Raw genomic sequence first — 21,627 nt, forward strand, 5'->3', positions numbered from 1 at the left:
TTCCTGACCAACCTACGAATACGAAGCGATCGCGCTTTAACCAGTCGTCTAGTACGTCAAACCACCCTCTTGAGGGGGCGCGTCCAACTGCGATGGTCATTAGAAAAAATCTCCAAATGTTTATAAGTACAGGTTTTATCTGTCTATAGATGGCTATGACATAACCGCCTATAAGCAGAAATTTAACCGGGTTGTTAATCCAGTTTACAATTTTTTACGCTCTCTAATCATAATAGGTGCAAATCTCTAATTTTTCCAGGGATGAGGGAAATAATTTCGTCTGTTAGTAACCTGTGAGCCTGCCAGAGCAACGAAACAACGATATAAAACGAAATCTCATAATTATTCCCCCCTTTCACAGTCAACACCGAATCAACCAGGTAACGCTAGAATTAGTCCTACAATCAGTGAAATGTGATTAATTCTAAATGTTTACCATCGACTTAAGCATCAAAAATACTGCTTTCCCGATATCAGTACAACGTAAGTCCACTGAAGATGCGGAAGCTGTTTATCAGCTGATTCTGGCAGCTATGCGCTCTGGCAACCCTGATATTGTGGAACTCAAGTGCGAAGGCAAAACAGAGAAAAAAATTGCTGTCCGCGCTAGTGAAATTTCGGGAGTACAGATTGTACAGAAAGATGGTACAGCCATCGGTGGCACTAGACCACCCGGATTTTTCGCCTTAGCCACTGAGTAACCAAGGTGTAAAAATGTCGGCAGTAGGCATTGAAGTTAATAATTTAAACTTCTTATGGCCGAATGGGGAGCAAGCAATCAAATCTTGCTCTCTCAAAGTCCCTAAAGGCGAATTTTGGATGCTTTTAGGTACTAATGGCAGTGGAAAATCAACTCTCCTCAGACTGATAGCTGGGTTATTAGCTCCCCAGTCTGGCGAAATTGGCATTTCACCCCCTGTTGGTTTTGTCTTCCAAAATCCTGATCATCAATTAGTTATGCCAACTGTTGGTGCTGATGTAGCTTTTGGATTGGTGGAAGAAAAATTACCTCCTGCTATGGTAAGAGCTAGGGTGGAGGAGGCTTTAGGGGCGGTAAATTTGCTGTCTTTACAACGTCGTCCTATCTATGCTCTTTCTGGTGGACAAAAACAGCGAGTAGCAATTGCTGGTGCGATCGCTCGTCACTGTGAAGTCTTATTATTAGATGAACCCACTGCTTTATTAGATCCAGATAGTCAACTAGATTTGGTAGCTAGTGTTCGTCGTTTGGTTAAAAGTCGTGGTATTACGGCTTTGTGGGTAACTCATCGTTTAGATGAGTTAAATTATTGTGATGGCGCTTTTTTATTAGAAAGAGGTTCTTTAGTCGATGCTGGAGAAGCTGAACGTCTCAAACAGCGACTGATGACAACAAACAAAGAAACCTCCTGAACAAACCCAATCTCTGGTTTGGCAATATTCACAAGAAACTTCATCATCAAAAATTAATGACCAGATACCAGAAAACAGTTTGCTGTATAGGTATCTGGTTTTTCAATATGGAATTTTGACAACTGAGAAAAATTATTTATTTCTATGGATAAGAACTGCGATAAGCCTTATTCTTAGGGGATTTTTCCAATTTTTGCCTTCTGTCTTAAGGTTTAGTTCTGCCCTAATGAAGGATTTTTTCTTCTCTGTAGCATAGTGTTACAAGTGTTGCTTCAATTACTATAAGTCTTATGAATGATTTTTGTTAACTCTAGATAATTGTGATTAAAAACCATGCCCCGTTCTATCATTCCATCCATTTTGTTAGTGGATGGCTACAACATTATAGGTGCTTGGCCTTGCTTAAAAAAAACTCGTGATGATGCCGGACTAGAGGCAGCACGGGGGGAATTAGTTGAAGCTATAACCAATTATAGCGCGTTCCAAGGGTATGAAACTCAAATAGTTTTTGATGCCCAATATCAAAACACCGCCAGCAATAGAGAAACTATTACAGACTTTCTCACAGTTCATTACACAGATTTTGGCCAAACCGCAGACACTTATATAGAAAAAGCCTGTGCGGGTTTGCGTCACCAAATCGCACAATGTCTAATTTCTCGCGTCATTGTGGCTACATCAGACCGAGCGCAGCAATTGATGGTTCAGGGGTATGGTGCTGAATGGTTGTCAGCGCAACAACTATGCGGTGAAGTAGACTCTACGGTCTGTCGGATGCGTCACAGATATCAACCACGCAAACAATCCAAAAGCAGGTTTTTAGCTAATGCTATTGATGCTAAGGCCAGGCAGAAGTTAGCGCAATTGCGAATGGGATTGTAACTCAGAGTATCAGGAAATGGCTGGATTGCTCTTTTGGAGCGGCTTTGCGCTGGAAAAAATTATATATTTCAGCAGGCTGCAAACTAAATAAAAAACTAAATAAAAAAAAATTTCCAAAGTAGTTGACATCATCTGGTTTTAAGTTTAATATAGTAATCGTTGCGAGCGTTCCTCAGTAGCTCAGTGGTAGAGCGATCGACTGTTAATCGATTGGTCGCTGGTTCGAATCCGGCCTGGGGAGTTGAAAAAATAGAGCATAAAGCATGAAGGAAGAAAAAATTTCCGACTTCATGCTTTTGATTTTTATACCTACTAAGGTGATGTAGAAATCGTGATTAAGCATTCGCTGAGTCTAATAACTGTGCTGTAATTTCAATCCGTTCCAGTCCAAAGTTGGGAGTTAGGGAAGCAGCTTTGAAACCATGAGAGATCATACTACGTAATTTAGAAGGAGTCAGGAGTCAGGAGAATTGTATAATCAGGAATCAACAGATTCGAGATTCTATAAAAAATATCAAGCATGATGCTTAAATTCTTATGTATTCTGCATTCTGTACTCTGTATGCTTAATCCTCACAGTATGTACGCAGAAATATTTAGTTATTTGTGAAGACGAATAAAATCGCTGCATACTATTTCTGTTGCCCATTCCCTGTTACCTCTTCTAACTAGATAATTGATTTTACATATAGCAACCGCCAAGGTGATTAGGACATCAACAGATCATGAAACTCCTTTCACAACAGAGCTTTACTCCTAACTCCTGACTCCTGCTATACTTCTCACTTCATAACCTTAATTATAAAAGTAGCTAATTTCACAAATCCTATTCGATAAAATGTTTACCTAAATTGCATCTGATGACCGCTAAATCATGCCCATTAAAGATAGTAAGAATAATATTTATATAGGAGAAAAAAATATTTTTTTGAACCTTATAAAAAACTGATATCTATGTTATTGTGAGGATAGGAATCAAAAACATAAAAGTTCAAAAGACTTCAAGTAGAAACTGAGGTAATCTCAACTAAGTTCTTTTGTTCTGGTAAATCCACTTCAAATTGTTTATCTTTTCTTTATGTCAAGATAAAACCAGATGAATTAGAAGAGTTACCCTCGTAACAACTTGAAGTCAATCAGAATTCCTTTGAGTATGTGCCACTAAGAATTGGCTAACGAGATAACATTATCTATCAGATGATATTAACCTTGGAGTTTGGGAAGAAAGACTCTTTGAGGCTGTCTGGTACATATATAGTCATCAGAACTGTTAGCGACTTAGCATAAGTAAGAAAAAGTATTCTTAACCGTGAATTATGATCACAATGGGATTTATCCTCCTGTGTCAATCACGGTGAGATTTATTGATTCTGAAAAATATCTAAAAGTAACATCAATATCGCAATTTTCCAGAACTTAGGAAAATCTTTTGCTGGACTGGAAATGAGAATTTTTTGACCGCAATAACCCAAGCAAAATCGCAGAAATGGTAGCAATCATTGAGAGTGAAATGCAATGTTAGTTGATTGGGTGGTTCAGGGGGAAAATCTGCTCAAAGGTGAATCCCTATTGTAACCACTCTCCAAGATTAAACATCCTCAGAGGATGCCGTAACAACAAGCGATCATGCCGAATTTAAGCTGTTGAATACTTCTTGATTAGGAGATGTGGATTTCTTCTAAATAAATTTCCAGTATCCATTTCTTGTTTTCCTAAAAAAGTTGAATGTGCGTTTGGTAGTGCCTTTAGTATGCCTTAAGTCGCTATACAAATTCTGCTTTCTAAACGAACAACAAACATCTCAAACCAAGTTTCCGACCATCAACAAAACAATTGTAGGAATAAACTCATCATGGCTACTGACGGAAATATTAGACAAATTGCATTCTACGGTAAAGGTGGTATTGGTAAATCTACCACTTCTCAAAATACCCTTGCTGCTATGGCAGAAATGGGTCAACGCATCATGATTGTAGGTTGCGACCCTAAAGCTGACTCTACCCGTTTGATGCTTCACTCTAAGGCTCAAACCACCGTTCTTTCCTTGGCTGCTGAAAGAGGTGCTGTTGAAGATTTAGAACTTCATGAAGTAATGTTGACCGGTTTCCGTGGTGTTAAGTGCGTAGAATCTGGTGGTCCAGAACCCGGTGTAGGTTGTGCAGGTCGTGGTATTATCACCGCTATTAACTTCTTGGAAGAAAACGGTGCTTACCAGGATTTAGACTTCGTATCTTATGACGTACTAGGTGACGTTGTATGCGGTGGTTTTGCTATGCCAATTCGGGAGGGCAAAGCACAAGAAATTTACATCGTGACATCAGGTGAAATGATGGCGATGTACGCTGCTAACAACATCGCTCGTGGTGTTTTAAAATATGCTCACTCCGGTGGTGTACGTTTAGGTGGCTTGATTTGTAACAGCCGTAACGTTGACCGGGAAATCGAATTAATCGAAACCCTGGCAAAACGTTTGAACACCCAGATGATTCACTACGTACCTCGTGACAATATTGTTCAACACGCGGAATTGCGTCGTATGACTGTTAACGAGTATGCACCTGATAGCGATCAGGGTAATGAATATCGGACATTGGCTAAAAAGATCATCAACAACAAAAATCTGACTATTCCTACACCTATCGAGATGGAAGAACTAGAAGAGTTGTTGATTGAGTTCGGTATTCTTGAAAGTGATGAAAATACTGAAAAGCTAGTTGGTAAAGCAGCTACTGAAGCACCAGTAAAGAAATAGTACCAACAAGTAATTAAGGCTTGACTTTGGGGAGGGTTACTCCCACCCTTTCCCCAATTTATAGAGTCAAAAAGATGTGAAAATTCAAATCTGTTTTTTCACATCTAATTTGCATTATTTAGGGGAGCATTATTTAGGCAAAATAACTGCATCATCAGAGTTATATGCTATTCATGTATGCAAATTAGAAGCCTTTTTGCTTTCCTGTTTTAACCAGATATGCTTCCTGAATCTAGTTTCCATTCATGCTTGAGTAGTTGCTGGTAGCTTGTTTCCTGAATCATCATCTGTTCGTACAGCTTGAGTAGAAATACCTGAGCTTGTTCACGAGACATTTGCTGTACTTGATCACCAAAAATTCTGAGGCTAAATTCTTGCTCTAAAGATAATTTTATGGGCTGATTCATCGCTGGCTCCTATGCCCAATTGGGGCAAAAATAAAGGGTCAATACTGGCTATCTAAGTTTTGAGCAGTCATACACCCATTGAGTTTGAGGGCATTCCCTTATTGAGGGGTGTAGCGCATGAATTTGATTTTTCACGAAGTTATGTTAACAAGTATAACGAATTATTTACAATTCTGACGTGATGGGAGTCAGATAAACATGAAAAAAGATGACCAACTAGTGATACACCACGTTAGTCCTGAAGTGAGACAGTTGATAAAGCTTTATGCGGCTGTTAATGACTGTACACAGGCAGAGATGTTGGAGCGTATTGTTTTGGAGTGGCACGCGCAACAAAGCCTAAGTGAAAGACCTCCAGGTAATGAGGATGAATAGGTTTATTCACACTGCCTAATCTCCCCACTATTCCGTGAAGGAGAAATAATTCAAGTATGAAAAACTACTGTGAGCAAGGGTAGAAAAGCAAATAGAAAGATATGCCAGGACTGTAATTGAGCTTCTGAAGTTGGTTCTGGTGGTGTTAATAAAGCGTCTATTCTTTGTTCCAACCGATCAACCCCAGAAGAACCCAACGCTGCACAGCAAACTTCCGATGCTAGGGGTTGACTACTCACTACTAATAACAAAGATTCGGCTAATACCAACGGATCTACTTGGGATGCTGCATAACTATCAGCCCGTAATTCTCGCAACATTAACAATTCTTGCCATAAAGGTTCTGTATTGGGCAACCAAGCGGTGCAGGAACGCACCCAACCCAGCCAAAAGAACCAGAATGTATCCCTGTATTGATAATGCCCTTGCTCATGTGCCAAGACGCTTTCTAGGTGGTCTGGGGAGAGAGTTTCTAGTAATCCTTGACTAACTACTAGTTCTGGTTGCCAAAAACCCATTTGACCTGCAAATAAAGCCTCAGTTTCTAGGAGTCGGACTTGTTTACCAGCTAGATTTATTTGTGGACATTCATGGGCTGATTTGACAGATTTCCAACCTTGGAAAGCCAGCTTAATGCCCAGGATATTAAAAAAGCCCAGGAAAATTAATGCTAGTAGATAACTGAAGGAATCTGTATACATTCCTCCCATTTTCCCTTGTGTACCCATGCAGACAACTGCTGTTGCCGTCATGAAAATGAGTAGGGGGGGAAAGAGGAATAAAAATAGCGATCGCTCCCACCGCAAATGCCAATTACCTTGGGGTATGTTGGCGAAATATCTTAAGCTGTAGGCAATGGTTACAGCAGTGAGGATCATGAGTAGATGCATAATTCTATTTTTCTCCTCTGGCTTCCCGTGCGGCTTGAATGCGTTTAGCGATCGCTTCTATTTGTTCACTAGCAGCTTCATCTAAACTATCTGCAAAGGCAGCCACAACATCGGGATTTCCCACTGCTAAAAATCGCTGTAATTGATCATGGGCTTTAATCATTTCTGCTTGTTTCTTAGTCAGCAATGGCCGCCAATAAAATGCTTTTCCCTGTTTATCGCAAGCTAACCAGCCTTTTTCTGTGAGACGACGCAAAACGGTGGTAACGGAAGTATAAGCTAATTCGCGGTTAGGATCTGTCAGAATGCGATCGTGTACATCTTTGACTGTTGCTGAACTCAGTTCCCAGACAATACTCAAAATTTCTGCTTCTAAAGGACCAACAGATAGTTGTTTAGGACGGTAATCTGGTAATGGAGCCATGTTGATAATTTTGGTGGGGATGTTCTCTATATTTTTAGGTTACAAGCTGATCGTCGCTTTGCTTCAATTAAAAATGCAAAATTAAACATTACAAAACGGAACTTTTGGAGCATATTCTTAAGCGAATTGTGAACGTATCCCTTCGGGAGCCGTAGGCTCTAGCATCTTAGAGGATTTTTCACTACACTATGGCTATAGCTTGCGTGACGACGTAGGAGTCATAGGCCACTTAGGACGGTAATCAGTAATAGGTGAGAAAATACACATCCTAAATCTTGTAAATCCCCAAATCCTGGAAATCAAGATATGGCTTGCGCCACGCTACGCTATTAGACCATTCCCTGCTTTTTCTATCTTTTCGATTAGAAGAACTAATACCAAGCCTGAAAGTTTAAAACCTTGCTCAATAAGCTTTGTAGAATTTCTTAGTATTTTTGTATTAATGAAGATATAGAGTTTAGTATAGCCAGTTGGTGACATGAAGTAGGTAAAATATAACCGCAGTAGTATAGAGCAGGTATATCTAGCCCGTGAAGATATTTGTATATCATACTCCAGAATTAACCCCAACTGATGAAGCGCCAGAATGCGCGATCGCCGTCGATGTCCTGCGAGCCACTAGCACAATGGCGACAGTTTTAGCGGCTGGAGGCGAGGCTGTGCAAGTCTTCAGCGATTTAGACCTACTAATGGAAGTTAGCGATAAATGGCCTGCCGAAAAACGATTACGGGCTGGAGAAAGAGGGGGTGGTAAGGTAGCGGGCTTTGAGTTGGGTAACTCTCCCCTAGATTGCACCGCAGAACTGGTACAAGGAAAACGGTTATTCATTAGTACCACTAATGGTACTCGCGCCTTACAACGGATACAAGATGCCCCGATTGTCCTCGCAGCTGCTTTAATCAATCGGGCTGCGGTGGTGCAGTTTCTCCTAGAAAAACAACCAGAAACAGTCTGGATTGTTGGTTCTGGCTGGGAAGGCAGTTTTTCTCTAGAAGATACCGTTTGTGCGGGTGCGATCGCTCACAGCATTTGGCAACAAACTAATTCTCCCTTAGAAGAATTAGCTGGTAATGATGAAGTCAGCAGTGCGATCGCTCTTTATTCTCAGTGGCAAAATGACTTATTGGGATTATTCCACCAAGCTAGTCATGGTCAGCGATTATTACGCCTGAAATGTTTAGAAGATTTAAAATATTGTTCCCAAACTGATATTTTAGATGTTTTACCGATTCAGCAAGAACCCGGTGTTTTAAAAAGTCAGAATAAATAATTAAAAAGGAGTCAGGAGTCAGGAGTCAGGAGTCAAAATTAATATTTCTCCCCGTCTCCTCATCTCCTCTGAACCCTTACTTAATTGTCGATAATGATATACCTAACCAACCTAAAAAGTTTTCTTGCTGAGTAGAATTAGGATTTTCTACTGGACGCAACTGATATTTATGAGGATGTTGTTTTCCTAAAATAACAGAATAGTTACGCAGTTCGTCTTGGTGAAAAACAGTGATTTGGATAGAATCATTTGGTTGATAATCCTGCAAACGTTCACTTAACTGATTTGTTCCTACTTTGATTCCATCAAGAGCTAATAGCTCATCCCCAGCATCAATTCCTGCTGTCTTCGCAGGTGAATTCATCTCCACAAATTTAATTATCTCTCGTCCATTTTCAGTTTTTATCCTCACACCTAAATAAGGTTCTTGCTCACATTCTTCTACCAATTGCAACCCAAAAGGTTCTAAATAATCATTAAATGGTAAATCATCGAGTCCATCAATGTAGCGTTTAAAGAAATCAGATAAATCTATTCCAGCTACCAATTCAATCACATCCTGTAATTGTTCTGGAGTATAACCAATTTCTGATTTACCAAATTGCTCCCACATTTTCACCATCACATCATCTAGAGAACGCTGATTACTATGACGAAAGCGAATTAACAAATCCAGTAACAGTGATAACATTTCTCCTTTTAAATAGTAAGAAATTTGGGAATTGCCACTATTAGCATCTGGACGATATAGCTTAATCCAAGCGTCAACACTAGATTCAGAAAGTGTTTGTACCATCCTCCCTGGGGTTTTTAGATATTTGGTGATTTCTTGATTCAAATGATTAAAATATGATTTAACATCATAAATTCCTGCCCGGAAAGGAATTACCAAATCATAGTAACTTGTGGTTCCCTCACAAAACCAGAGAGATGGCGTATAGTTTTCTTGATCGTAATCAAAAACCTCCAACGCTTTGGGGCGAATTCGCTTAACGTTCCACAAGTGAAAAAACTCATGTGCTACTAATTGAATAAATCGTTCATACTTATCTTGAAGACGAAATCCAAACCGATGATAAATTAATGAACAGGAATTTTTATGTTCTAATCCGCCATAAGCTTGGTTAAATAAATGCAGTATAAACACATATCTTTGATATGGTAAACCACCAAACATTTGTGCTTCAAACTCAATAATTTTCTGAAAGTCCTCTAGCAGTTTTTGGGGTTGATAGTTTCCCTGTCCCCAGACTGCTAATTCATGAGGTTTTCCTAATACCTCAAAGTGAAATAATTGATGGCTACCAATTTCAAAAGGAGTATCAACAAGAGTATCAAAATCCGCAGCTAAGAAGGTATTGGCTTCTTCAGTAACTGCTGGTAAACCTGTTGTTACCTGCCATTCTGGGTGTGGTGAGACGATGGTAATATGAATTGGTTGTTCTTCCCAGCCGGGGATTCTCAAAAACAGGGCTGCACCGTTAAAATAACCGTGAGTAGCATCTAAATGATTGGTGCGTACTGATAGCTCATTGGCAAAAACGCGGTAACGCAGGATAATTTCAGAAACATTACCTTTTTCTACCTGCCAGTGATTTTTACTGATTTTCCGCCACGACAAAGGTTCAGATCCGGCAAAGGCAGCAAAATCTTGTAAATTCTTGGCGTATTCTCGCACCAAGTATGATCCTGGTGTCCATACTGGCATTTTCAAATCAAGAATTGGCAATGGGTAGTTTACAAGGTGTAAAGTCACCTCAAACAGATGAGTTTCTGGTTGGGGCATTGCTACCCAGTAGTGAATTGACGAATAAAGTTCCTGAACTTGAGTGTCGGAACGAGTTGCTATTGCTTGATTCATCTTGTCTGCTGAGTCTAGGGTTATTAGTCCATAGTTAACAGTTCATAAATAATAGTCAATAGTCAATATTCGGTTAACGCCTGGTTTCTCAGCACTCAGTATAAATTCAGTGAAAATTAGAATTTATTAGCCAAATTCTCTAGCTGTTTGAAGTTCACAACATAAATCGAGTTTTTAGCGGTGTCTAATTTAATCCATCCTTTTTCATGGAGCTTATGCATAATTTTGGTAGTTTCTTCAATGCTGATTTCTGTCACCTCCGCCAAATCTTTGAAGGGGATGTAAAAAATTTCCTTACCTTGGGCTAAATCCTGACCATAGTTGTCACTCAAGCTCACTAAAGTGTGAGCCAGTTTGACTGCTGGTGGGGAAGATCGCATTTGCAAACGCATATTAATTTGGCGAACTCGGCGCACCATCAGTTGCAGCATTCGGTGATGTAACTGTGGGTCTTTAAACAAGATTTGGATAAAACGTTCTCTAGAAACAGTTAGCAATTTAACAGGTGAAAGGGCAATGACATCGGTTGACCGTGGAGATTCATCTAAAACCGCCATTTCTCCAAAGAAATCACCCCGACCTAAAATTGCTATTGTTACAGAATCGTCGCCATTGGTGCGCCGGACTTTCACCCAACCAGAAACCAAGAAATAGACTGCATTACCCCAGGCATCTTCCATCAAAACTGCTCGTCCAGATGGGTATTCGTGTTCAACTGCAACGTTGAGTAACCATTCCAAAGTTTGGGGATTGGCTGTACTCAACAAGGGGAAAAGATCACTAAAAACCTCGATTTGCATGAAATATTCACAAGGAATTCATTCAATAGCGGAAAACTCAGTTTGTAATTTTTAAGTTTTTTCAGAGGCATTACTTAAACTAATATTAATAGCATAAGTTACCCATGACTTACTAAGTGCAATAATATCATTTCCGTGCCAACGCCTATCATATCTGTAATGGCTGCAAATTGCTAATTGGTGATAGGTAAGCAGCAACTAGCAATTAAAAACCCAGTCAAAGTTAAGCTAAGTAGTTAGCCGGGCTTGATATCTATACTTTAATTACAACATAACAATTATGTATTGTGATCGAAAACAGAGTTTTCCGTTAATTAACCTCCTAAGTCGGTAACATATTCAGGGGTTTTCACGCTCCCAGATGTTTTTGATGGACAGCTAATCTTGAGTTCTTAAGGTTTGGGCGGCAAGATAGACTTTTGTCCATTCACCTATTACCTGATGGGTTTTGAGTTGTAAATTTTGAGCTATTGCTTCTATGGAGTGACCTGCTCTCCGTAAATTGAGAATCTGTCTGCCCAGAGGAGCTACTTTTTCCTCCAGTTGCTGCCATTGGTTTTGTGTTAAGCCGAAGTTGTGTTCTTCCAAGGAAATTGAGAGCCAGTTGTCTACAAGTTCTGGTTTACCTTTGATCGCAAAAACGCGGACAGCATGGTAGCTAATTTTTTCGCGCAGTCGGTATATTTCCTTAATGGGCTTATTGAGTTTTTTGGCAATCTCTTCTTGAGTTTTGCCTTGTAGATATAATTGTAGCCAGTCTGCTGCTTGTTGCCCTAAATTTTGGAGTAGGTATTGTTCAAATTCTTGATGTACAGATTGACGCAGTGATTGTTGCTCTTCCAATTTTTGTGCTTCTTGATATTGGGCGATCGCTTGACTATCTACTAAGTTAAGTGGATTGTCTGTATCGTCTGTCAGCACTTCATCCGAAACAAGTCTGATTAAGTCGCTGGCTGGGACTTGGGTTAATCCACCCCTCTGAATGCGCCGCAAGTAGTTGACAAAGCGATACACTAACAGAGGTTGATTACGTACTGGACGCAAACAATACTCTTCTATGCTGGCAAACAGCAAGGTATCTTGTAATCTTCTATCCGTGGATACTTCTCCAATTGCTGACATTTGCTGCTGCATATATGAGTCACTTTGCAGCAATTCTTGGAGAACTTCTTGTAATACATCAACGACACTGCGCTGGCGATCGCGACTCAAAGAAACCCAAGTCTGAATTTTATTTCTCAGTGTCATTACACTTGCCAATCGACTGATCAGGTTACGATAAGCACGTTCTCGCCCCATCCCTAAGTATCGCTGTTGTAAAATCCGCCACCGATATTCCATTGCTTGTTTAGCAATTTCTAATTCTTTTGGGGTCAGTAGATCAAATCGTTTTAAGTCTACCCCCAACAGCCAAAGCATAATACTGTGTCTAGCAGCCTCACTTTGTTCTGGACATTCAGCAGCGAGTCGCTTTTGCCAAAATTGCGCTAGGTTTGCTGCATCTGTTTCCATAGTGAGATTGCGTTCCTCGAAACTCTGGTTTAAAGTTTGCATCACAACCCCTATACCAACTTAAATAATTAACTAATAGCTGCCCCGATTCTCAAAATCCTTAAACTACTTATCAAAAAATCATTACAAGGATTTTTTATGAAGTTTTGCTACGCCAAAATTATCCATGAATTTTTAGTTTAGGTATTTTGCTTTTTCAATCCCCAGGTAAAAATCATTTAATCACTAACCGTGACGGATATTTACCTGTGTAAGTTTCAACTTTCTGTAGTTATTTTTGATTAAACTTCTTTACAAGTCTTGATATTTGTTAGAAAATAAGAAAAGTAAAGTAGCGTGGCAGTTTACACTTCATTCATAAAAGCAACGATTCTATCGATACCCTGAAAATTAAATCATTTCACCAATAGTGAAACTGAAAAGCAAAATTAACCAAAGCTTTAGATTTCTGAATCCAAATATAATGTCTCCACAAAGGTAAGGAGCTACTTTGGTAAAATGGCCAAACTCCTAATTAATTCAGTATTCAGAATATTACTATAAGTAGGCTGTAGAGGTACTGTGACCGAGATCACAGAGTTTGAGTAATTCTTTCTGGCTATGGCAATAAGAGAACTGGAAATTTATCAGCTGTAGTCGTCAATAACAGGGTGTAGGGTGTAGGATTTGGGGATTGGCGAGATGGGAGAATCACTTTCTACCTGTCACCTATCACCTATCACCTGTCACCTGTCACCTATTCCCTATATTTATCTGCTGTTCGATGATCTAACGATGGGATTTTCCACAGAGTCCCGATACTGCTGGACTTCTTCTGTGTAAGCAATAGGGAGAACAGCTTCGACGTTTTCATGGGGACGGGGAATGATTACCCAGGATTCCAGAGTACCACCATAAACGTTTTCTGCTGCTTCCACACCGGCAGCCATAGCCGCCTTGACTTCAGAAACGTCACCACGAATATTGACTGTAAACCGGGCGCTACCAACTCTGATGTAACCAACCAGGGTGACTCGGCCAGCTTTTACCATCGCGTCTGCTGCTGCTAGGACTGCGGGAAAACCCTTTGTTTCTAATGCTCCAACTGCCTGTAGTGACATTATTAATCTCCTTTATGAATAAAATTATCTGCTACAAGTTAATTTGACGAATCTGTGCTGCTAACTTTGATAGCAAACTTGCTTAGAAGGCACGGAAAGGCTCAGATTTGGAAGTGAAGTGGATCGGTAGAATCGTTTCTACATTTTCCGGGGGATTGGGAACTATATAATGAGTGATAACTTGACCACCATAAACTTCCTCTCCAGAAGCGATTCCGGCTGCAACTGCTGTTTTAACTTCCGCAACGTGTCCCCTAACGGCGACTAACAAGCGTCCGCTTTCTGCGATGCCATAATATACAATTGTGACAGCGGCAGATTTAACCATTGCGTCTGCTGCTGCTAGGACTGCGGGAAAACCTAAAGTTTCAATTACGCCAACCGCCATTGGCATGGCCTGACTCTCCTGAAATCCGGAATAAGTGATATTTATTGTACGAGGCTTTGGTTCCCATTTTGTCATTTGGGAAAATTTTCTTTTTGTCAGTAGTCAGCGGTGAAGATGATGTAAACTAATGTTTATGTTTCCAAGTTTTTTACCCGCTGCCGTTGGGCAACTGACAGAACCCACTTCCATCGCTTTGGCTCAAAGTATCCAAAGTCAAGCGATTGCTACTCCTTTAAGTCCTGAATCAATCACCACTACTTACCTACATCAAGGTAGTGGGGGTACACCCATTTTATTAGTTCATGGTTTTGACAGTTCGATTTTAGAGTTTCGGCGGCTTGTACCCCTGCTGGCTGAAGAAAATGAAACTTGGGCTGTAGATTTATTAGGTTTTGGTTTTACAGACAGACAACCGGATATTGCTTATAGTCCCTTAGCTATTAAAACTCATCTATATTATTTCTGGAAAACCCTGATTAACCAACCTGTGATTTTGGTGGGTGCGTCTATGGGGGGTGCGGCGGTGATTGATTTTACCCTGACTTACCCTGAAGTTGTGCAGAAGCTGGTATTAATGGATAGTGCAGGGCTGAAGGGTGGTTCGGCTTTAAGCAAATTAATGTTTGCTCCATTATATTCTTTAGCAGCTGAGTTTTTACGAAATCCAAAAGTGCGCGATCGCATTTGTCGCTCTGCTTATAAAAACCCGAATCTGATTTCCAGTGATGCTTTATGTTGCGGAGATTTACATCTAAAAATGCCTAACTGGAATCAAGCGTTGATTGCTTTTACTAAAAGCGGTGGTTATAGTGCTTTTAAATTTCAGGAACTGGGAAAAATTGAACAGTCAACGCTGATTTTGTGGGGTGATAGCGATAGAATTTTAGGAACTGGGGATGCTCCCAAGTTTAAAAAAGCAATTCCCCAAAGTCAGCTGATCTGGATTAAAGATTGTGGTCATATTCCACATTTAGAAAAACCCGAAATCACAGCCCAACATATTTTAGAATTTCGAGGTTAGATTTTAATCGTACAACCAAGTATTGTCGGCAAAATTATCATTTGATTGGTTGGGCTTTTCTTGGAGTCTTTCAGGCGATCTGTGTGATTTTTTGGGATTAATGGATAAAGATCTGGAAGTTTCTTTGATAGGTTCTATGAAAGTTTCTTTGACAGGTTCTTTGACTTTCTTTAATTCATTAATTTCTGCTATTAACTTAGAGTTAGATTCTGCTAATTGCAAGGCTGTTTTTTTAGTCTCATTAAGTTCTGAATTCAAACGTTCTACCAAAGCTTTCTGTACAGATAAATCTGTTTTTAAATCGCTAATTTGCTCCTTGAGGGAAACTTCTTTTTTTTGTACTTTTTCCAGAGTAGCAGTCAATTCTTTAATTGTAATTTCTAAATCTGCCTTAGTCGGAGTTGTGCGTCTAGTAGAAGTAGATGCTGGTTCTTCCTCCATTGGCGAAGAATTTTCTTCCTCAACTTTTTGTGCAGTTACTTCAATTGCTGTGTCACCAACCTGGGGTGTAAATTTTTGTGCTTCTTCTTGTAGTAAGTCAGAAAGATTTTTCTTAGCCATTATTTCCTCCAATCATGCATTAATTCATCAGCCACACGACGGTAATCAGATTCTGCTTCCCGTGCATTTTTTCCTCGCCATTGAGCAATTGCTACACCCTCAAGGGCGGCTCTTTCATGAGCTTTATAGGTACGAATACAAGTATTAAAAACTGGAATACCTAATTGTAAAAGAGTTTTTTGTGCTTCTAATGCTTCCCCTAAACTGCGCGTATCGACTTTAGTTAAGAGTACCCGATGGGGAGTACCAGTATGAATAACTGCTTGTCTAACTGTATCAATGAGAACAGTTAAATCCATTGCTGCTGGGGGAGTGGGCAAAACGAGATAATCTGCAATCCCTACTACCGCTGCTAAAGCTTCAGAACGCAATGCTGGAGGCGTATCTACTATTACTAAATCGTAACTTGTAATTTTGGGTAATTCACCTAAAAGTTGTGGATTTGTATCTTGAGCCAAATCAAATCCCATCCCCTGCTGATTGCGTCGAAACCACCAACTAGCAGAACCTTGAACATCTGCGTCAATCAGCAGGACTTTTTTGTCTTGGGCAAATTTAGCAGCCAAGTTGACTGCGGTAGTCGTTTTACCGACTCCTCCTTTACCATTAAGGATAGCGATGATTTTTGGCACTGTTTACTTCCGACCCAACCTGATATTAATTTCGTTTTTAGATTTTGGATTAAAATTACTAACTATTTCAACTTGTTATTAGATGAATGTACAGCTTTTTGGGGACTTGCCATCTAAAAAAATTGCCCCTCGTTAAAATTTAGAAGATGTGAATTTAACAGATGACTATGACAGTAACCAACAGCTTACCACAGCTAATTAAAATGCCGCTATGGCTCAGAAGGATGAAATTTATCATGCAGCCAGTGGAGTATGTGGAAGATTTTGCCAAAATCTATGGTGATAGCTTTACACTATCAGGTTCCGAGGATAGCTATTTGGTGTACTTCAGCCAACCAGAAGCATTAGAGCAGATTTTTACGGCTGATGCTAGTCATTTTGAGGTGGGGAGAGGTAACAGGGGTTTAAGATTTTTGTTGGGCGATCACTCTTTAATGTTAATGGATGGAGAACCCCACCAACGCCAACGGCAATTATTAGCTCCTCCCTTTCATGGTGAGCGAATGCGGGCTTATGGTCAAGATATCCAGGAAATTACCCGACAAGTAAGTGATAATTGGCAAATGGGTAAGCCCTTCAATATCCGAGAATCAATGCAAGAAATCACCTTGCGGGTAATATTACGGGTAATCTTTGGCTTGGATGAAGGAGAGATGTTTGAAGAATTAAGGCGATCGCTATCTTCTATGTTAGACTTCATGACATCACCCATAATGTCTAGCGCCTTCTTTTTTCGGTTCATGCAAAAAGACTTTGGTGCTTGGAGTCCTTGGGGTCGGATTGTGCGCCAACAGCAAAATATCGACAAACTAATTTATACTTTAATTCAGCAACGTCGAGCAGAACCTGATCAAAACCGCCAAGATATCCTCAGTTTAATGATGGCGGCTCATGATCAAAATGGTCAAGGAATGTCAGATCAAGAATTACACGATGAGTTAATGACTGTTTTGGTAGCGGGACATGAAACCACCGCTTCCGCGTTAACCTGGGCGTTTTACTGGTTGGATAGATTACCAGAAGTACAGGAGAAATTACTACAGGAACTCAACACCTTGGGAGTCAACCCAGAACCAAGTCAAATTGCGAAAATGCCCTATTTAACAGGAGTTTGTCAAGAAACTCTGAGAATCTACCCGATTGTGATGTCTGGTTTCGTGCGGGTTGTCAAAAATCCCATTGAGATTATGGGTTATAAATTACCCGAAGGAACAGTCATAGTTCCCAGTATTTACCTTGCACATCATCGAGAAGCCGTTTATCCCCAACCTCAGCAATTTAAACCAGAACGTTTTTTAGAAAGACAATTTTCACCTTATGAATACTTACCTTTTGGTGGTGGAAATCGTCGTTGTATTGGTTTAGCATTTGCTCAGTATGAAATGAAAATTGTGTTAGCAACAATTCTTTCACATTTTCAACTTTCGCTTTTAAATAAGCGTCCTGTTCAAGCTGTGCGTCGGGGTTTAACTTTAGCTGCACCAGGAGGAATGAAAATGATTGCAAATCATCAAATTAAGAATGCTAATACAGCCGTAACAGTTTGAAAATGTGGAAACGTTGTATATAACGTCTCTCTAATAGACATCTGGTGAGAATTAAATGTGCGTGACTTGAAACCCTTGTACAGACGTTCCATGGAAGGAACGTCTCTACTTTTTCACCAGATGTCTAAATAAATCCTCAGCGTACCTATGCGTTAAAAAACAATCTGCTCAATCATCTTCTCTTCCAACAATTCCAACAAACTATCTACATCCTTACCAACTTGGTCAAAACAAACTTGCGGTGCTGGTTCAGGTGCAAATTGAATTAATTTAACTTCCCCCTTACCAATACCAATCATGACAACTTCTGTTTCTGGTTTATTATTTTCAATAATTCCTAAAAGTTCTTGCAACCGATTTTCAACCCTATCATTTAATTTTTCTATTTCGGCTTGGGGACAATAAACAAAATGCGGCTGTGGTTGTAAATCAATACCAATAGTACCTTGACTATCACCATTCTCTAACCTCAATCCCCAAAATAATGCAGCCAATTCTTGCTGATTTGCTTTGACAAATCTATCCAATTGTCGCCGCCATTTGTTATCTTCTGTTTCCGGTTGAGTGCTACCAAACATCATAGGTAATTCGTAACTCGTAATAGTGCTTACAGCAGGCTACCGCCAACGTAATTTGTAATTGAAGACTTTTATTTTAAACCTGACTGGACACGCCAGAGACTTGTATAAATACCATCTTTCTCTAAAAGTTGTTCATGGGTTCCCGACTCTACTAATTGTCCGTGTTCCATGACATAAATGCAATCAGCATTGCGGATAGTAGAAAGACGATGTGCGATCGCAATTGTCGTGCGATTGACTGTTATCCTTTCTAGAGAACGCTGAATAGCCGCTTCTGTTTCATTATCCACTGCCGATGTCGCTTCATCCAATATCAAAATCGGGGGATTTTTCAAAACTGCACGAGCGATCGCAATTCGTTGTCTTTGTCCACCAGATAACTTTTGCCCTCTCTCCCCCACAATTGTCTCATAACCTTGGGGCAATCGCATAATAAAATCATCGGCTTCTGCTACTTTTGCGGCCATAATGATATTTTCATCTGTAGCGTCAAATGTGCCATAGGCGATATTTTCAGCTACTGTACCATGAAATAAAAACACATCCTGACTTACCAAACCAATACAACGGCGTAAATCCCGTAAATTTAAACTTTGTAAATTCACACCATCGAGAGTAATTTTTCCGTGTTGTGCTTCATAAAATCGCAGCAAAAGTTTAACTAAAGTGCTTTTACCAGAACCTGTAGAACCAACAATAGCAATCGTATTTCCTGCGGGAATTTCCAAAGATAAACTTTTAATTACTGGTGGTCTATCTTTATAAGCAAAAGTCACGTTTTGAAATTCCACTGCACCCCGCACTAAATCCACAGGTAAATTAATATTTCCTGTATGAATATCAATGGGAGTATCTAACAAATCCATCACCCGATTAGTAGAAGCCATTGCCCTTTGATATAAATCAAAGGTATCTCCTAATCTGGTTAAAGGCCACAATAACAATTGCACCAAAAATACTAAAGAACTATAAGCCCCTACAGCTAATTTGCCTGCAACTGCTTGCATTCCCCCAAAAATCAACAATACCGTAAATGCTGCCAAAATCAGCATCCGAATAATGGGAATATAAGCCGCAGAAAAAGCGATCGCCTTAGTGTTGCTAACGCGATAGGCATTACTTTCTACTTCAACACGTGCTGCTTCATAATCTTCAGAGGTAAAACTTTTAATAGTAGTAATGCCGCTCAAATTATTAGACAACCTGCCGTTAAGTAAACCCACCTTTTCCCGCACATCAGCATAGCGGGGAGCAAGTAATTTCTGAAAAGCTACCGAACCCCCCAGAATAAACGGCATAGGTAACATTGCCATCCAAGCCACACTAGGCGCTAAAATAAAAAATGCAGTACCAATAATTACAATAGTTGTAATCACTTGGATCATATCATTTGCGCCCACATCCAAAAAACGTTCTAGTTGGTTAACATCATCACTGAGGATAGACATTAAACCACCCGTACTGCGTTCTTCAAAATAAGCCAATTCCAACTCTTGCAGGTGTTTATAAGCATCCAGCCGTAAATTATGCTGAATATTCTGTCCCAAATTACGCCACAGTAACTTGTAGCGATACTCAAAAAATGACTCTAAGATCCAAGTAACGACTGTGAGAAATGATAAAACTGCAAATTGTCCAGAAATATTTTTAATACCCAACTGAGCAATAATAGAATTCTGTTGTTTAACAACCACATCCACCGCAATACCAATTAATGCGGGTGGTGCTAAGTCAAAAACTTTATTGAGGATAGAAGCACCAGTAGCCAGCCAAATTTGTTGCCTATATTTATGTCCATAATCAAATAGACGCTGGAGAGGATGTGCAGAATTTTTCCGCCTTCTTGGTAGCCGATGAAATTTAAATAATGCTTTAGCCACAGCCGTTTACAGTTGCGTGCAGCCAATATTACCACAAATCCAGCCCATCAGTCCTGAATCCTGAGCAAGAGTAAAATTATTTTAAGGTGTATTTTTGTTAACTTTGTTGATAACCAGAGATTTCTTGGGTCTTTGAGCCAAATTGGCATCAAAAATTTCGCTGTAGGCTCCCTTAAACGGGATTTGTGTTATTTTACTCAAGAATCAGTCATCAGTAGGAGATAGAAACTTGAAAAATCAACAATTTGCGAATTTGCCAAGCACAATTATCGGCATTATAGCTGCAACCTTGATAGTTCTCGGATTGAATTCTTTTGTAATTATCAACCCTGGACAAGCAGGAGTAATTAGCGTCTTGGGGAAAGCCAGAGACGGTGTTTTAACAGAAGGTATCCACATCAAACCCCCATTTATCTCAGTGATAGACGTGTATGATTTGACGGTGCAGAAATTTGAAGTCCCCGCAGAAAGTTCTACCAAAGATTTGCAAAATTTAACTGCCAGATTTGCTATTAACTTTCGCCTTGATCCTATCCAAGTCGTTCAAGTCAGAAGAAAACAAGGTACATTAGAAAATATTGTCTCCAAAATTATTGCTCCTCAGACTCAGGAAGCATTTAAAATAGCAGCAGCAAGACGCACAGTTGAAGAAGCAATTACCAAACGAAGTGAATTAAAAGAAGATTTTGATACAGCATTAGGCAATCGCTTAGATAAATATGGAATAATCGTATTAGATACGAGCGTAGTAGACCTGACCTTTTCTCCAGAATTTGCGCGAGCAGTTGAAGAGAAACAAATTGCGGAACAGAGGGCGCAAAGAGCCGTCTATATAGCAAGAGAAGCCGAACAAGAAGCCCAAGCAGATATTAACCGCGCTAAAGGTAAAGCCGAAGCTCAAAGACTCTTAGCAGAAACTCTCAAAGCTCAAGGAGGACAATTGGTTTTACAAAAAGAAGCAATTGAAGCGTGGAAAACAGGTGGCGCACAAATGCCAAATGTCCTGGTGATGGGTGAAGGCTCCCAAGGCAGCATACCCTTCATTTTCAACTTAGGGAAGATGTCAAACCAATCTTGAACTGTGTAAAAAATGCCAGAGTTCGGGAGTCAGGAGGAAGCAGTGCGGTGGTGAGGCAGTCCTGTCTTGGGGAGCCACTGCGTTGGACGGGTTTCCCCAGAATGAACTGCCGTAAAGCCTTCGGCATAGCTGCGCTTACCACCTAGCGTGCCGTAGGCATAAGGGTTTCCCGACTTGTAGCAACTGCCGTCAACTGCCGTTCAGGAGTCAGAATGTTTGATAAATCGGTAAATTATCAAATAGTGAGTTTCGGTGTAAGCTTTAAAAGGCTGG

21 protein-coding genes and 1 tRNA gene are annotated in these 21,627 nt (G+C 40.0%); 10 read left to right on the forward strand and 12 right to left on the reverse strand.

Going from position 1 to position 21,627, the window contains the following annotated elements; genetic code table 11:
• The first annotated feature begins 428 nt into the window (after positions 1-428).
• The 5 genes from H6G06_RS15620 (at position 429) to nifH (ending at position 5,026) form a co-directional block, all read left to right on the forward strand.
• Positions 429-701 carry a UPF0367 protein family gene (locus H6G06_RS15620; protein WP_190561696.1) on the forward strand — a complete coding sequence of 91 codons (273 nt, stop codon included), beginning with the start codon at positions 429-431 and terminating at the stop codon, positions 699-701.
• A 13-nt stretch (positions 702-714) separates the two neighbouring features.
• A complete protein-coding gene (locus H6G06_RS15625; protein ID WP_190561698.1) occupies positions 715-1,392 on the forward strand; it encodes an ABC transporter ATP-binding protein in 678 nt (225 codons plus the stop codon).
• 333 nt (positions 1,393-1,725) lie between these two features.
• On the forward strand, positions 1,726-2,274 hold the full coding sequence (locus H6G06_RS15630; RefSeq protein WP_190561700.1) for an NYN domain-containing protein: 549 nt from the start codon (positions 1,726-1,728) through the stop codon (positions 2,272-2,274).
• A gap of 169 nt (positions 2,275-2,443) precedes the next feature.
• Positions 2,444-2,515: transfer RNA gene (locus tag H6G06_RS15635), tRNA-Asn, on the forward strand.
• 1,533 nt (positions 2,516-4,048) lie between these two features.
• On the forward strand, positions 4,049-5,026 hold the full coding sequence (gene nifH, locus H6G06_RS15640) for a nitrogenase iron protein (RefSeq protein ID WP_338422947.1): 978 nt from the start codon (positions 4,049-4,051) through the stop codon (positions 5,024-5,026).
• A gap of 209 nt (positions 5,027-5,235) precedes the next feature.
• Here the strand turns inward: nifH and H6G06_RS15645 are convergent, their stop codons facing one another.
• The gene (locus H6G06_RS15645; RefSeq protein WP_190561704.1) at positions 5,236-5,433 is read right to left on the reverse strand and encodes an NblA/ycf18 family protein; all 198 of its coding nucleotides are present in this window, start codon (positions 5,431-5,433) and stop codon (positions 5,236-5,238) included.
• 198 nt (positions 5,434-5,631) lie between these two features.
• On the opposite strand from H6G06_RS15645, the gene H6G06_RS15650 reads away from it, so the two are divergent.
• Positions 5,632-5,808, forward strand: coding sequence for a hypothetical protein (locus H6G06_RS15650; protein WP_190561706.1), 177 nt, complete (start codon positions 5,632-5,634; stop codon positions 5,806-5,808).
• Positions 5,809-5,858: 50 nt separating this feature from the next.
• On the opposite strand, the gene H6G06_RS15655 is transcribed toward H6G06_RS15650, so the two are convergent.
• Positions 5,859-6,698, reverse strand: a complete 840-nt coding sequence (locus tag H6G06_RS15655) for a M56 family metallopeptidase (RefSeq protein WP_190561708.1) — start codon at positions 6,696-6,698, stop codon at positions 5,859-5,861.
• 4 nt (positions 6,699-6,702) lie between these two features.
• On the reverse strand, positions 6,703-7,122 hold the full coding sequence (locus H6G06_RS15660) for a BlaI/MecI/CopY family transcriptional regulator (protein ID WP_190561710.1): 420 nt from the start codon (positions 7,120-7,122) through the stop codon (positions 6,703-6,705).
• A gap of 530 nt (positions 7,123-7,652) precedes the next feature.
• On the opposite strand from H6G06_RS15660, the gene H6G06_RS15665 reads away from it, so the two are divergent.
• Complete coding sequence (locus H6G06_RS15665) at positions 7,653-8,393, forward strand: 2-phosphosulfolactate phosphatase family protein (protein WP_190561712.1); 741 nt, start codon at positions 7,653-7,655, stop codon at positions 8,391-8,393.
• A gap of 76 nt (positions 8,394-8,469) precedes the next feature.
• Here H6G06_RS15665 and H6G06_RS15670 read toward each other — a convergent pair whose 3' ends face one another.
• The 5 genes from H6G06_RS15670 to H6G06_RS15690 form a co-directional block, all read right to left on the reverse strand.
• Entirely contained in the window at positions 8,470-10,254 is a 1,785-nt protein-coding gene (locus H6G06_RS15670) for a M61 family metallopeptidase (protein WP_190561714.1), read from the reverse strand.
• 116 nt (positions 10,255-10,370) lie between these two features.
• Positions 10,371-11,054 (reverse strand): Crp/Fnr family transcriptional regulator, encoded by a 684-nt coding sequence (locus H6G06_RS15675; protein ID WP_190561716.1) that lies wholly within the window; start codon positions 11,052-11,054, stop codon positions 10,371-10,373.
• A 378-nt stretch (positions 11,055-11,432) separates the two neighbouring features.
• A complete protein-coding gene (locus H6G06_RS15680; protein WP_190561989.1) occupies positions 11,433-12,620 on the reverse strand; it encodes a HetZ-related protein 2 in 1,188 nt (395 codons plus the stop codon).
• 695 nt (positions 12,621-13,315) lie between these two features.
• Positions 13,316-13,666, reverse strand: a complete 351-nt coding sequence (locus H6G06_RS15685; RefSeq protein ID WP_190561718.1) for a carbon dioxide-concentrating mechanism protein CcmK — start codon at positions 13,664-13,666, stop codon at positions 13,316-13,318.
• A gap of 82 nt (positions 13,667-13,748) precedes the next feature.
• Entirely contained in the window at positions 13,749-14,060 is a 312-nt protein-coding gene (locus H6G06_RS15690; protein ID WP_190561720.1) for a carbon dioxide-concentrating mechanism protein CcmK, read from the reverse strand.
• 127 nt (positions 14,061-14,187) lie between these two features.
• Here H6G06_RS15690 and H6G06_RS15695 point away from each other — a divergent pair, with 127 nt between their 5' ends.
• The gene (locus tag H6G06_RS15695; RefSeq protein ID WP_190561991.1) at positions 14,188-15,075 is read left to right on the forward strand and encodes an alpha/beta fold hydrolase; all 888 of its coding nucleotides are present in this window, start codon (positions 14,188-14,190) and stop codon (positions 15,073-15,075) included.
• A gap of 3 nt (positions 15,076-15,078) precedes the next feature.
• On the opposite strand, the gene H6G06_RS15700 is transcribed toward H6G06_RS15695, so the two are convergent.
• Together H6G06_RS15700 and H6G06_RS15705 are read right to left on the reverse strand one after the other, a co-directional pair.
• Entirely contained in the window at positions 15,079-15,636 is a 558-nt protein-coding gene (locus tag H6G06_RS15700; RefSeq protein ID WP_190561722.1) for a hypothetical protein, read from the reverse strand.
• Positions 15,636-16,268 (reverse strand): AAA family ATPase, encoded by a 633-nt coding sequence (locus H6G06_RS15705; protein ID WP_190561724.1) that lies wholly within the window; start codon positions 16,266-16,268, stop codon positions 15,636-15,638. The genes H6G06_RS15700 and H6G06_RS15705 overlap by 1 nt, the downstream gene beginning before the upstream one ends.
• A gap of 167 nt (positions 16,269-16,435) precedes the next feature.
• On the opposite strand from H6G06_RS15705, the gene H6G06_RS15710 reads away from it, so the two are divergent.
• Positions 16,436-17,815 (forward strand): cytochrome P450, encoded by a 1,380-nt coding sequence (locus H6G06_RS15710; protein WP_190561726.1) that lies wholly within the window; start codon positions 16,436-16,438, stop codon positions 17,813-17,815.
• A 152-nt stretch (positions 17,816-17,967) separates the two neighbouring features.
• On the opposite strand, the gene ccmS is transcribed toward H6G06_RS15710, so the two are convergent.
• The gene (ccmS, locus tag H6G06_RS15715; protein WP_190561728.1) at positions 17,968-18,396 is read right to left on the reverse strand and encodes a beta-carboxysome assembly chaperone CcmS; all 429 of its coding nucleotides are present in this window, start codon (positions 18,394-18,396) and stop codon (positions 17,968-17,970) included.
• Between the two features lie 68 nt (positions 18,397-18,464).
• Entirely contained in the window at positions 18,465-20,276 is a 1,812-nt protein-coding gene (locus H6G06_RS15720) for an ABC transporter transmembrane domain-containing protein (RefSeq protein ID WP_190561730.1), read from the reverse strand.
• A gap of 229 nt (positions 20,277-20,505) precedes the next feature.
• Here H6G06_RS15720 and H6G06_RS15725 point away from each other — a divergent pair, with 229 nt between their 5' ends.
• Complete coding sequence (locus tag H6G06_RS15725) at positions 20,506-21,354, forward strand: prohibitin family protein (RefSeq protein ID WP_190561732.1); 849 nt, start codon at positions 20,506-20,508, stop codon at positions 21,352-21,354.
• Positions 21,355-21,627: the final 273 nt, after the last annotated feature.

Origin of the sequence: Anabaena sphaerica FACHB-251 (assembly GCF_014696825.1) — a bacterium.
Taxonomy (GTDB): Bacteria; Cyanobacteriota; Cyanobacteriia; order Cyanobacteriales; family Nostocaceae; genus RDYJ01.